Origin of the sequence: Pseudomonas sp. D2002, from assembly GCF_013385735.1 — a bacterium.
Lineage (GTDB): Bacteria > Pseudomonadota > Gammaproteobacteria > Pseudomonadales > Pseudomonadaceae > Aquipseudomonas.
This window is the reverse complement of the sequence record NZ_JACAPL010000023.1, coordinates 233,320-244,465: the sequence shown is the minus strand read 5'-3', so window position 1 is coordinate 244,465 and position 11,146 is coordinate 233,320. Positions and strand designations below refer to the sequence as shown.

Sequence of the window (11,146 nt, the reverse complement as noted above, 5' to 3'; positions counted from 1 at the left end):
GGCGACGTTCTGGCCGCGGGCGAACAGCTCAACCGAGTTGCTGCTCATGCGCCCATGTTGCTCGGCGTTGTAGCGGTCGCGGCTGATCACGCCCTGGTCGTAACCGAGGCTGGTGCCGTACTCGGCAAACACCGGCTGCAGCCAGGCCCAGGTCACCGGGCGGCTCCAGCGCAAATCGTTGCGCCAGTAGCCGCCGCTGTCGCCGGAGAGCATCTGGTCTTTGTAGCCGCGAATCGACGACTGCCCGCCGAGGCTCATGCGCTGCGGGCTGAATAGCACGTCTTCGCTGTGCTGGCCGGTCATCAAGCTGCTGAAACTCAGCGACTCGCCCCACAACTTGAACGGGTACAAGTAGCTGACCGTGGCGGTGTATTTGCGGTAACGCGCATCGGCCTGGCCGGGCTTGGGGTCGTGATTGGCCTGGGCGTCGAACGCGCCGATGCCGTCTTGCATGCCCAGGTCGATGTTGAGGAATGAGCTGCCAATGCGGCGGCCGTGGTTGATGCCGAACTGGGCTTCACTGAGGCGGTTGCTGCTCAGCGCCAGCTTGCTGTCTTCGATGAAGTTGTTGGTGCGCAGGTAGGCCACGCCGGTACTCAAGGAGGTTTTGCTCAGCGCATCGCGATGGATGACGCGCTCCAGGCGCAGTTGGTGGTTCTGGCTGTCGCCGGTCTGCTTGAACTTGAAATTATTCGCTTGGGCCTGGGAGCGGTACTCACTTTCACTGTAGGTGTAGGTGAGGTTCCACCAGCCAAACGGCAGGCTGTAATTGAGCATCGAATTGCGTGAAGTTTTCTGGTGATCGCTGAGCGCATCGTGGCCGCCGCGCAGCGACAGTTGGTCGGCCAAACCCAGCGGGTTATCCCAATCCAGGCTCGCGCCCCACTGCTGCTCGCCGGTGCTGCGCTGGCCGCCGTTGTGCCGCGACAGCCCGACGCGCCAAGGTTTCTGCGGGGTGTTTTTGACCAGCACATCACTGCCGCCGACGGCCTTGCCCGGCGCCAACTCCATCTGCGCCTGGTTCGAGGGCAGTCGGTTGAGCTGGTCGACCATCTGCTCGATTTCGCGCAGGTTAAGCAACTCGCCCGATTTGCCGGGAAAGCTCATCGCCAACTGGCGGTCGGTGATGCCGCTGCCCTCGGCGCCTTTCAGGTTTTCGAGTTTGCCTTCGACCACTTGGATCTTGAGGTTGCCGCTGGAGAGGTCTTGCTGCGGCAGATAAGCGCGGCTGGTCACCAGGCCTTTGGCGAGGTAACGGTCGGTGATCACCTTGAGCACCGCGTTGAGTTGCGGCACGCCCAGGCATTCGCCGATGTAGGGTTTGATCAGTTCGGCGCGCTCGCCTGCGGAAAGGCTGTCGGCGCCGGCAAGGTCGATGGTCTTGATCGGGAAGCAACGGGTGTCGACGGGGGTGGTCGGCGTTGCGGCGTCGGCGGATTTACCCGGCAGCTCCTTGAGGTCTTCAAGGCGCTTTTGCTGCTCTTCGAGCAGGCGGTCCTGGCGGTCACGGATCAGGTCGGTGATGCCGGGGGTGTTCTGCGGGGGCGCTGCGTGCGCGAGCCCGGCAGTCAATAAACAAACAATAGCGGACAACGGGCCAAGCCCGGTCCGGCGTTCCAAGCGCCACATTTCTAGATCCCTCTATATGGCCCTGAGCCACTAATTGGCGGCGATGATAGGGTGGCGAAATGATGGCGTCAATTAAATGTATAAGGTTTGTGTCAGCTTTGATGCAATTGACACAGGCCGTTATGGATGAGTGTTCGACGGGCTTTGGATTTTCCTAACCTCTGCCTTCAAAAAGCATAATTTCGCGGTTTCCACTGCGTGATCACACTGAGGCTGTCGATGCTTGCGCGTCGCCCCAACCGACCCAGGTCGTTCACTTTTAGGAAACGCACATGTCAGTGGAAACCATCAACACCCTGGTAGTGGGCGCAGGCCAGGCCGGCGTCGCCATGAGCGAGCACCTTTCCCTGATGGGCGTGCCGCACGTGGTGCTGGAGCGCAGCCGCATCGCCGAACGCTGGCGCTCGGAGCGCTGGGACTCGCTGGTCGCCAACGGCCCGGCCTGGCACGACCGCTTTCCCGGGTTGAAATTCGAGGGCATTTCCCCCGAAGCCTTCCCGCCGAAAGAGCGCATGGCCGACTACTTCGAAGCCTACGTCGAGAAGTTGCAGGCCCCCGTGCGCACCGGCGTTGAAGTCCAACAAGTGGAGCGCCACGTAGGCCGCCCCGGCTTCAAAGTCACCACCTCAGCCGGCATTATCGAAGCCGCTAACGTGGTGGCCGCCACCGGCCCGTTTCAACGCCCTTCGATTCCCAGCATCGTCCCGGCCACCGCGCAGGTGCACCAACTGCACTCCTGCGCCTACAAAAACCCTGCGCAACTGCCCGAAGGTGCCGTGCTGGTAGTCGGCGCCGGTGCCTCCGGCTCGCAAATCGCCGAAGAACTGCAAAAGGCCGGCAAAACCGTGTACCTCTCCGTGGGCGAACATTACCGCCCGCCCCGCGCCTACCGCAGCCGTGACTACTGCTGGTGGCTCGGCGCCCTGGGCTTGTGGGACGAAGTCAAAATACAGCCGAAGAAAAAGCACGTGGCCTTTGCCGTCAGTGGCTATGAAGGCGGTAAGACCGTGGACTTCCGCCGCCTGGCCCACCAAGGCATTCACCTGGTCGGCGTCACGCGCGATTGGAACGACGGCGTGATGACCTTCGAACCCGGCCTGGCCGACAACGTAGCCGAAGGCGACCGCGCCTACTTTGATGTGTTGCGCGACGCCGACGCGTACATCGAGGCCAATGGTTTGCCGTTCCCACTGGAGCCCGACGCCTGGGAACTGCTGCCCGACCCGGAATGCCTGGTTAACCCGACCCTCAGCCTGGACCTGGCCGAGGCTGGTGTGACCACTATCCTTTGGGCGACGGGTTTCAAGTTTGATTTCAGCTGGTTGAAAGTCGATGCGTTTGACGAAAAAGGCGAGCCGTTCCACAAGCGCGGCATCTCGGCGCAGAGCGGGATCTACTTCCTCGGCCTGCCGAATCTGGTGAACCGCGCGTCGTCGTTTATCTACGGGGTTTGGCACGATGCGAAGTACGTGGCGGATCATATTGTTTTGCAGAATGAGTACATGTCCTACACCAAACCCTGAAACAGCAAAGTCCTAGGCGACAGCGCCTTGCTCCGTTGCCTACGCTTGCGTCAGAATCCGCCGGCTTGTGCGCTTGAGTGGGCGTCTCTAAGGTTGCTCGGTCGCTGAATATTCAGTGATCGGGTTTAGTAGCCCGGGGTTATTCCAGTCAGTGCATAAGCTTCATCTGTTGGACGATCCAGTCCGTGCTTGATGGTGGCTGTGTGCAGGGCGTCCTCGGGCGCGCCGGCTTTCTTGGAATTCCCCGGTCTACTAACCTGCGCACAGCTGCCACCCCTTTGTTTAGTAGCTCAGAGGTGGCGGCCCTAAAGTAGGAATCCAAGCATGTTCAAAGTCACACCCAACCCTCCGAACGAGCCGGACCTGAAACTTAACCAGGCTGCGCATCGCGCGATTGATCGCTATCTCAATCCAGAAACTGACCCACCCGCACCACCAGGCTTGTTCAGCGTCGCCGCCGACGCCAGCAACGAAACACTGATCACCAACAGCTACGAAACCTTCTCTGCGGTGAGCGCCCTGCTGCTTGACCTGTCGGAAGACCTGACCGGAAAACAGCGCGATGTGGCGCTGGCGATTCACCAGTTGAGTGAGTTGGGGGTCTTGTTGATGGATAGGCTGATGGAGCGGGAGGCCAAGCTGCCAGCGGTATTACCCGTTTAAAAAACGGGCGGCAGGCCACCGCTAAAACCGTGGCCTGCCGCCCATTTGCCTAACTCACCCGAATACACGGCAACCGATACCTCACCTCCACCAGCTGCGCGCCGCCCCGCTCAAGCGTGCGTTCACTGCCCGCATCCTCAACGCAGCCTGCCCGGCGATAAAATCGGATCGCGCGTTCATTACGGGCCAAGACCCACAGCGTCAGCTGTTTAAACCCTTGCTCAGCCAAATACTGTAAGCCCGCGTTCCACAACCCCAGCCCGACGCCCGTGTGCCAGTGCTCGGCGACAACGTAGATGGCCATGACCTCACCCACGTTTTCCGCTGGGGCATCTTCATCACGGCTGGCACCGACGGACACCCAACCGACCACCTGCTGGTTCACCTGCGCCACCCACACGTTAGATTCGCCCGATTCAATCGAGGCCATCCAAAATGACTCGCGCCTGGCCAGCGTCGAACTCAACGCACCCAAGTAGTCGGCGGGCATCAGGTCGCGATAGGCGTCCTGCCAGCTTCTGATGTGCACCTGGGCAATCGCCCTGGCGTCTGCGGGTGAGGCCTGACGAATCATCGAAGCGTTCCTTGTTCGGATATCAAGTGGTTAACGTAAACCGGCCTCGATTACGATTTTGCGATGCACCGCTTCTTGTGCCATTCATTCGCACGCGTCCTGCGCCTACAATGGCGACTTTTCTGACAACAAGGATGTAGGAAGTCATGATAAAACGCCGATTTTCCCTGGCCCTCAGCCTGCTATGGCGCACGTACGTTGTGTTTTTCCTCTACTCCATCGCCTTCATGCTGGTGATCGGGCTGCCGTTCGGCCGGTTGGTGCTAGCCAACAGAAACGTCATTTTGTACACGCCAGCCGTCGCACTGTTGGTGTTTGCGCTGCTGCTCGCGATCCTGGAGATGGGGTGGCGCATCAATTTGCTGCGCGCCATATTCGGTGCTCGGTTGAAGCGCTCGCCCGCGCAATGGCGAACTTCCGTGCTGCACCTGTCTGCGTTGATGGCAGCCTTGGCCGCCGTCAACGCACTGATTGCTTTTTCAGGGTCGGCGGATGCCTGGATGTACTACAGAACCTACCCCGGCCCGCTGCTGTTTTTCGTAGGCGTCTTCGCTATCGGCTGGACCCAAGCGACCTCGGACGTGGAAGAAACGGGGGCTGCGCGGGTAGAACATTGATTGGCGATAGGCTTTTTGCGTGATGGCCAAAGCAAAATAGGGGGGCAGATCACATCCGAAACAAGGATGCCCTGCCCGCTACTTTCCTACAGTGAGGCCTAAGCCCTTTATGAATCTGGACCGTGCAAAGCAGTTGATTCATGGACAGATCAATCGAGACGACCCGATTGGAAGTCTCATCCATGTGCTGGAAGCGGCTATTGAGCTAGTTTCCCTTCCCGACAATGACTTCTGCTGGTCCAGCTGGGAAGACGAGGATCAGGCAAAGGTCGAGTTGCTGGGGTTGGTCAGCGTGCTCAGATCGGGTGGTTTGCCCAAAAAGTTGGACGTCTCTGTTCTATTCGCAGTAACCGGACCACTCCAGGAACTCAGTCTCAGCAGTGGTTGGGCGGACACTTTTCTTAAAGTGGCGGACAAATATGACGAAGTTGAAGCGTTATTGTGGTGAAGAAAAATAGACGCCAAAGCACAGCGGAAAAATCAGCAGCTACGTCTACCGCCCTCAACTAACTGGCTCAAACCGCCGCCGCTTCACGAACAACCCCACCCCCAGCGCAACCGCAAAGATCGACAGCAGCCCCAGGTCAAACCCGAACACGTGGGCCTGGCTCGCAGCAATGCAACCTACGGCGCCACCCGCGACCAACAACACCCCCAGCCACTTGCGCAGCGGGTATGACCTAAGAAACCGATCCAACAGAAAGAACAGCACCAGGGCGATGACCAGCTGGGTAATTTCGGACATGTGCGTCTCCCGTCAGGTCTTGATGATCAGTGTTGAAGCCGTGCGTTGCGGGCCGATGCCGCCGCTGACCTGCGCCTCGATGCTGACCAGTATGTCGCCCGCATGATAGGTGGGCAGGATGGAATTGGCATACATGCGCACACCGGCGCCGACGGGAGCGCCCACGTAAGGGGACGCTACATAGGAGGTCGCGGAAGCGAAAGCCGTGGCGGCCAGGTTAGCGACCTGGGTGCGCTGGGCATTGAGGACATCGCCCTGCTGCCGGGTCAGTGGTTTGGAGATGCCGATCATCATCGTGCACGGCCGGCCCTTGGCCAACATCTTGTCGTACACCTCGACGACCTTGCTGTTGACCTCATAGTGGGCGCTTTTCGCCTCGCCAAAATGCAGCTCACGCAGGCGGCCGCGTTCGCTGTCGGTAAGGGTGATCTGCGATACGTTGAAAACGATCCCGTGATTGCCTATGTATTGGAAAGTCCCTTCGAACTTCATCGCACGCATCCTTTCGAGCCAAAGACGGCGATTCTCTAGAAGGAATGCATAGGATTCAAATCTTTTCATCCTGCCGGGGAGGTAGGTTGACCGCCGTAAGGTGCTGACGGACATAATAATTGTCGAACTCACTGCTTTCGACGAGCTGGAAACCATGGCGGATATAAAACCGATTCGAGGCGCTTTGTTTGAGAGCCCCCACTTTGATCGGCAGTGCAGCCGCGTCGGCCTCCTTGAAGATATGAGTGAGCACCGCAGCGCCGATACCTGCCCCTTGCGCACTCGGCCTCACGTATAAGTGATCGAGTACAAGTTCATTGGGGTGGCGCTTGACCACGACAAAGCCAACCCTGTCTCCAGCGACTTCAATATAGCGGGTGCTGTGGGCTTCAAAACCGCTGACAAACCGCTCGCGCGCGCGCACCGGATCAAATCGACCGACACGCTCCAAACTGTCGCGCATCGCCTCGATTCGAATGGCAACCAGATCGTCCACGTCGCTGGGTTGAGCGAGGACTAACCTGACCGGGGCGTTTTGATTGGGCGTGATGGGCATACTTTGCGCTCTACGTAGGCTCCGGCTGGGTGACAGGGGTTAAACCACGTTTGTACGGTTTCCCGGAACGTGGTCTACCTTATGTTTTCTCTGACGCTGCTCACCCTCAAGCGCGCTTGGGCAACTTCCAGTTCGGCCGGATGAAGTGGCAGGTATAGCCATTGGGGATGCGCTCCAGATAATCCTGATGCTCCGGTTCTGCTTCCCAAAACGGTCCTGCCGGCTCGATTTCAGTGACCACACGGCCTGGCCACAACTTCGAGGCATCCACGTCTGCAGCGGTGTCTTCGGCCACGTCGCGTTGCTCTTCGCTCAGGTAATAAATCGCCGAGCGGTAGCTTGGCCCAATGTCATTGCCCTGGCGGTTAGGCGTGCTGGGGTCGTGGATCTGGAAAAAGAATTCGAGGATCTGCCGGTAGGTAATCACCGCAGGATCAAACACGATTTCAATCGCCTCAGCATGGTTACCGTGGTTGCGGTAGGTGGCATTCGGCACGTCGCCGCCGGTGTAGCCGACGCGCGTGCGCAGCACGCCGGGGTAGCGCCGCAACAGGTCCTGCATGCCCCAGAAGCAGCCGCCGGCGAGGATCGCGGTTTCGGTTTGGTTGGTCATGGTCTGCCCTTGTGCTGAATGAGTACCGGGATAGTTATGGGGCTGTGTTGGCCAATAGCAAGGTTATTGGCCTGACCGGCTGCGAGCTACTCTAAAGCCAAGAGCTTTCTAACCTCGGCGATGATCAAATCGATATTGAATGGCTTGGCCAATACCGCATCAAACAAATCTGATCGCTGCATACCAATATGTGCCTGAGCACCGCTCATCAAGATAATCGGCAAATGTTTGGCGCAAGGGAGGGCTCGCACAGCGGTAGCGAATTCCAGGCCGTCCATGACCGGCATCATAAAGTCGGTAATGATCAACGCTGGCTGTTCTCTATTGAGAACTTCGAGTCCTTTTCGACCATTGCTGGCTGTCACCACCATGAACCCCTCATCCTCCAGCGCGAAGCAGAGAATATCAGCGATCAAATACTCGTCGTCGACGACCAGGATGGTGGTCATGTTAATTCAACCTAATCAAACGCTTAAGAAATTGAACCGCGCGATGAATCAGTGGTGGCTGAGGGTTCATGTCTTGAAGCCTTTTTCAGGAAAACATCATGTTCACGAATGACGACCTCAAATCGAGAGGGATCGTAGGAGCTGTCTCTTACTTTAAGAATGGATAGCGTCCTGCTTAGTTCAGAGTGATTCTCAGAGAACCGCATCAGCATCAGGTTATCGACGATGCTGGACAGGTCAGAGTTGGGTGCACTGACCTCGGAGCCAAACAGATCGCGCATTTCCCAGGACGCAAATACCGTAACGCCCCTGGATCGCAGCTCGTTCATCAGCGCACTGAAGAAGTCAGTAATTCGCGCCGGATTTGTCGAGACGCGTGTCATACCGCTAAGACTGTCGATGAACAGGCGCTTAATGCCCTTTTCTTCAACGATACTCAGCAGTCGTGCGCCCAGACCATCGAGCAGGCCTTCAGTCGTCGGCTGCCAGGCAATGCTCAGGGCGCCGCTGTCTTCCATGGCTTTGATATCGATACCCAGTGACTGGCCCTTGAGCCGCAACCGTTGTGGACTCTCGTAAAAGCCAAAATGCAGTCCCGGTGCATCCACCGTCGACTCGGCCAGAAATTTGAGACCCAGAGTGGTTTTACCAATCCCGGAGGGGCCAATAACCAGAGACACACTGGAACTGTAAAGGCCCCCGCCCAATATGCCGTCCAGTGAGTCAATGCCACTGGCAATGCGCGTCATGTCGGCGCTGTCTGGAGAGGACGGGTGGCTGTAAAGACTTTCGAGTCGAGGGTAAACCACCAATCCGTTGTCGTTGATCTCACACTCATGCAGGCCCGTCATTGCCCCACTGCCGCGGGTTTTACGCAGTTGAATACGACGCACCGAGCGAGTGCCATACAGCTCCTCACCCATTTCAATCACGCCATCTACCATCGTGTGTTCGGGGCTGCCGTCATCGAGTCGGGAACTGGTGAGAAACAGGACGGTGCAGCCCGCGAAAGCAGCGTGCCCTTGCAGCTCTGAAATGAATTTCTTGGTGTCGATGTGCGAATCGGCTTTTGAACGCGCATTGAGCAAGCCGTCTACCACCATCACCGTCGCTTTCTGGCGGCTTATCTCGCGCCGAAGCAGCTTGACTACCTCACCCAGACCGTCGTTCTCCAGGGTGTCAAAAGCACTGACAAATTGAATGTCGGCGCCGACTTTGGAAGCGTCGAAAAAGCTCAGAGTAGAAAGAAACTGAAAAAGACGGTCATGCGACTCGGCCAGGAGTGTGGCGACCAGAACCCGGCCTCCATTGTTCGCATGATGGAACCCAAGTTGGTTGGCGAGGATCGTTTTTCCAGACCCCGGGCGTCCTTGGATGATGTATGAGGCGCCTGCGACCAGCCCTCCCTTGAGCAGAGCGTCGAGCCCTTCGATTCCACTTTCGAGGCGTTTTAGCTTTTCCACGATGCGACCCTGATCTGAAAAAACAGGCTGTTTAAGCCGATTGAGGCGGAATGCTAACGCCATTTTCGCTTTGGGGCCATTCTCGCCTGAAGCATGGCTGTCTAATAGAGTTAGATGCGCCACTCCAGCCGCCTTTAACTGGGTTCATCCCTCTAAAGTCGGGGGGAAATCAACCTTGCTAGCAGATGACCGTCTAAACTTGCAGTGATTCAATTGCAGTTACCAATCTTGAGCGTTGGCTTACGATATGGAGGGTGGAAACCTTGGTGGGAGCTGGTTCTTGAGAGCAGGGAATATGTTCGTTGTTCTTAGACAGTGGGCGACCGCTGACAGACAGCCCATCCACCCCAAAGGCAAGCGCAACGGAGGTGAAGGCGGTAAGGCTCAGCAACATCAGGCGTCGAACCCTGCCATCAATCAGCACGCCAGTGATCCATAGCCCAACCTGGGCCGCCACGCCGAACGCAAAGAGCCCCTGCTCGTCCTGATCGGCCATCCAGACGGAGGCCAGAAACGCGGCGATGTAGGTATAGAGCGTGTAGTGCGCCAGAATCCAGAGCATGACCACCGTCAGCACAGGCCGCATACCTGGGCGTTGGCCGGGCAGGGCATCGCCTACAAGACCATTTGGGACGCGGCAGCCGATATCCGTGCCGGAAGGCTGAAAGTCCTGTTACCGAAGTTTTGTGTGCGTGAGGCTGGTGTTTACGCGGTGCTGCACGGCAATCGCTACCGGGTTACCCGGGTGCGGGTGTTGCTGGATTTTCTGACTGAGCATTTTGGTCGCGCCACCGAAGAGCTGTTGCTCGACCTTGAGGTGCCGCGTGTGGGGAGGTTGTGAGCCTAGTCATGCCCATTCTGTTTAAATATTTGCTCATCTGACATCCATTCGGAATTCCGTCGCTCCTTCACGACACTTATCCATGATAATAGTGTTATTTTGATATCATTTATTCTGCCTGAGCGTTTGCACCTAGGCGCTAAGCAGCGGATATATCTCTCGAAAGGAATCTGGCATGACCACAGAAAAAAACGAAGACAGCTCCTCATTAATGAAAATGGTGGAAGCTATCGCCATTAGCCCGCAGGACGCCCGTGACCTCGTTAACCAATATGAAAGCCAGGCACGGGGCTCGGCGCCGTCCGCCACGGAAGAAAAGATTCAAGACGCAGTTATCGAAAAAATCATTAGTCGCTATTCAAAGCTGGCTGCGACGTCTGGTGCAGCCACTGCTATTCCGGGTGTTATTCCTGGTATAGGCACTGTGGTGAGCGCTGTTGGGGGAGGACTCGCGGATATCTCTGTGTGCATGAAGCTACAAATCGATATGACCATGTGCCTGGCGGTAGCCATCAACGGCAAGATGTCCAATGAAGATGCCAAGCACATGTCGTACATCATCGCGTTATGCGGTTCTTTAGAGCAGATGGGGTCTTCCAGCGCAACCAAAATCGCTAGCAAGGCTGGCGTGCGCATGGTGTATCAATATTTGAAGGGGCCGACGCTTCAGATTATCAAGGAGTTGTTCGCGAAAATCGGCATCTCGTTCACTCAGAAAGCCGCAGCGAAAGTGATTCCGTTCGGAATTGGGGTGATCATCGGCGGAACGGCAAATTACGCACTGACTACCTACGTAGGGAAAACCGCTCGTGACACTTTCAGACTGAGCCTGAAAGAAGAGACGATCACGGAGTAACAACCAGCGTTATCTGGGCAGTGAAAGCGGCCCACTGAGTTAGTAAGGTTTCTCGGTTGGCCGCTCCTAGCCGATAACGTTTGGAACTTGGTAGCGCCTCCATCGAATTTCCCGCCTCTACGCAA

The 11,146-nt window shown here is 57.4% G+C and carries 15 protein-coding genes; 6 read left to right on the top strand and 9 right to left on the bottom strand.

Features of this window, described 5'->3' with window-relative positions:
- A partial coding sequence (locus HX783_RS28655) for a ShlB/FhaC/HecB family hemolysin secretion/activation protein (RefSeq protein WP_177019100.1) occupies positions 1–1,629 on the bottom strand: 1,629 nt, incomplete at its 3' end.
- A 272-nt stretch (positions 1,630–1,901) separates the two neighbouring features.
- Here HX783_RS28655 and HX783_RS28650 point away from each other — a divergent pair.
- Complete coding sequence (locus HX783_RS28650) at positions 1,902–3,152, top strand: NAD(P)/FAD-dependent oxidoreductase (RefSeq protein WP_177019099.1); 1,251 nt, start codon at positions 1,902–1,904, stop codon at positions 3,150–3,152.
- 324 nt (positions 3,153–3,476) lie between these two features.
- A complete protein-coding gene (locus HX783_RS28645) occupies positions 3,477–3,815 on the top strand; it encodes a DUF6124 family protein (protein WP_159958342.1) in 339 nt (112 codons plus the stop codon).
- Positions 3,816–3,864: 49 nt separating this feature from the next.
- On the opposite strand, the gene HX783_RS28640 is transcribed toward HX783_RS28645, so the two are convergent.
- The gene (locus tag HX783_RS28640; protein WP_177019098.1) at positions 3,865–4,389 is read right to left on the bottom strand and encodes a GNAT family N-acetyltransferase; all 525 of its coding nucleotides are present in this window, start codon (positions 4,387–4,389) and stop codon (positions 3,865–3,867) included.
- Between the two features lie 146 nt (positions 4,390–4,535).
- Here HX783_RS28640 and HX783_RS28635 point away from each other — a divergent pair, with 146 nt between their 5' ends.
- The gene (locus tag HX783_RS28635; RefSeq protein WP_177019097.1) at positions 4,536–5,006 is read left to right on the top strand and encodes a septation protein IspZ; all 471 of its coding nucleotides are present in this window, start codon (positions 4,536–4,538) and stop codon (positions 5,004–5,006) included.
- Positions 5,007–5,115: 109 nt separating this feature from the next.
- Positions 5,116–5,454, top strand: coding sequence for a hypothetical protein (locus HX783_RS28630; RefSeq protein ID WP_177019096.1), 339 nt, complete (start codon positions 5,116–5,118; stop codon positions 5,452–5,454).
- Between the two features lie 54 nt (positions 5,455–5,508).
- Here HX783_RS28630 and HX783_RS28625 read toward each other — a convergent pair whose 3' ends face one another.
- The 7 genes from HX783_RS28625 to HX783_RS30095 all read right to left on the bottom strand — a co-directional run bounded on the left by HX783_RS28625 (position 5,509) and on the right by HX783_RS30095 (position 9,886).
- Complete coding sequence (locus HX783_RS28625; RefSeq protein WP_159958350.1) at positions 5,509–5,751, bottom strand: hypothetical protein; 243 nt, start codon at positions 5,749–5,751, stop codon at positions 5,509–5,511.
- Between the two features lie 12 nt (positions 5,752–5,763).
- Positions 5,764–6,243, bottom strand: coding sequence for a hypothetical protein (locus HX783_RS28620; protein ID WP_159958352.1), 480 nt, complete (start codon positions 6,241–6,243; stop codon positions 5,764–5,766).
- A gap of 55 nt (positions 6,244–6,298) precedes the next feature.
- A complete protein-coding gene (locus tag HX783_RS28615; RefSeq protein ID WP_177019095.1) occupies positions 6,299–6,799 on the bottom strand; it encodes a GNAT family N-acetyltransferase in 501 nt (166 codons plus the stop codon).
- A gap of 106 nt (positions 6,800–6,905) precedes the next feature.
- Positions 6,906–7,412, bottom strand: a complete 507-nt coding sequence (gene msrA / locus HX783_RS28610) for a peptide-methionine (S)-S-oxide reductase MsrA (RefSeq protein WP_177019094.1) — start codon at positions 7,410–7,412, stop codon at positions 6,906–6,908.
- 86 nt (positions 7,413–7,498) lie between these two features.
- Positions 7,499–7,861, bottom strand: coding sequence for a response regulator (locus HX783_RS28605; protein WP_159958357.1), 363 nt, complete (start codon positions 7,859–7,861; stop codon positions 7,499–7,501).
- A gap of 23 nt (positions 7,862–7,884) precedes the next feature.
- On the bottom strand, positions 7,885–9,327 hold the full coding sequence (locus HX783_RS28600; protein WP_177019109.1) for an ATPase domain-containing protein: 1,443 nt from the start codon (positions 9,325–9,327) through the stop codon (positions 7,885–7,887).
- Between the two features lie 190 nt (positions 9,328–9,517).
- Entirely contained in the window at positions 9,518–9,886 is a 369-nt protein-coding gene (locus HX783_RS30095; RefSeq protein ID WP_256347348.1) for a hypothetical protein, read from the bottom strand.
- Here HX783_RS30095 and HX783_RS28590 point away from each other — a divergent pair.
- Positions 9,866–10,165 (top strand): LysR substrate-binding domain-containing protein, encoded by a 300-nt coding sequence (locus HX783_RS28590; protein WP_371317719.1) that lies wholly within the window; start codon positions 9,866–9,868, stop codon positions 10,163–10,165. The two genes, HX783_RS30095 and HX783_RS28590, sit on opposite strands and share 21 nt — an antisense overlap.
- A gap of 175 nt (positions 10,166–10,340) precedes the next feature.
- Positions 10,341–11,021 (top strand): EcsC family protein, encoded by a 681-nt coding sequence (locus HX783_RS28585; RefSeq protein ID WP_177019093.1) that lies wholly within the window; start codon positions 10,341–10,343, stop codon positions 11,019–11,021.
- Positions 11,022–11,146 lie beyond the last annotated feature (125 nt).

Excerpts from the sequence above, each read along its gene's own strand:
- HX783_RS28650 (WP_177019099.1), top strand. The coding sequence starts at position 1,902 with ATGTCAGTGGAAACCATCAACACCCTGGTAGTGGGCGCAGGCCAGGCC.
- HX783_RS28645 (WP_159958342.1), top strand. The coding sequence starts at position 3,477 with ATGTTCAAAGTCACACCCAACCCTCCGAACGAGCCGGACCTGAAACTT.
- HX783_RS28640 (WP_177019098.1), bottom strand. The coding sequence starts at position 4,389 with ATGATTCGTCAGGCCTCACCCGCAGACGCCAGGGCGATTGCCCAGGTG.
- HX783_RS28635 (WP_177019097.1), top strand. The coding sequence starts at position 4,536 with ATGATAAAACGCCGATTTTCCCTGGCCCTCAGCCTGCTATGGCGCACG.
- HX783_RS28630 (WP_177019096.1), top strand. The coding sequence starts at position 5,116 with ATGAATCTGGACCGTGCAAAGCAGTTGATTCATGGACAGATCAATCGA.
- HX783_RS28625 (WP_159958350.1), bottom strand. The coding sequence starts at position 5,751 with ATGTCCGAAATTACCCAGCTGGTCATCGCCCTGGTGCTGTTCTTTCTG.
- HX783_RS28620 (WP_159958352.1), bottom strand. The coding sequence starts at position 6,243 with ATGAAGTTCGAAGGGACTTTCCAATACATAGGCAATCACGGGATCGTT.
- HX783_RS28615 (WP_177019095.1), bottom strand. The coding sequence starts at position 6,799 with ATGCCCATCACGCCCAATCAAAACGCCCCGGTCAGGTTAGTCCTCGCT.
- msrA (WP_177019094.1), bottom strand. The coding sequence starts at position 7,412 with ATGACCAACCAAACCGAAACCGCGATCCTCGCCGGCGGCTGCTTCTGG.
- HX783_RS28605 (WP_159958357.1), bottom strand. The coding sequence starts at position 7,861 with ATGACCACCATCCTGGTCGTCGACGACGAGTATTTGATCGCTGATATT.
- HX783_RS30095 (WP_256347348.1), bottom strand. The coding sequence starts at position 9,886 with ATGCTCTGGATTCTGGCGCACTACACGCTCTATACCTACATCGCCGCG.
- HX783_RS28585 (WP_177019093.1), top strand. The coding sequence starts at position 10,341 with ATGACCACAGAAAAAAACGAAGACAGCTCCTCATTAATGAAAATGGTG.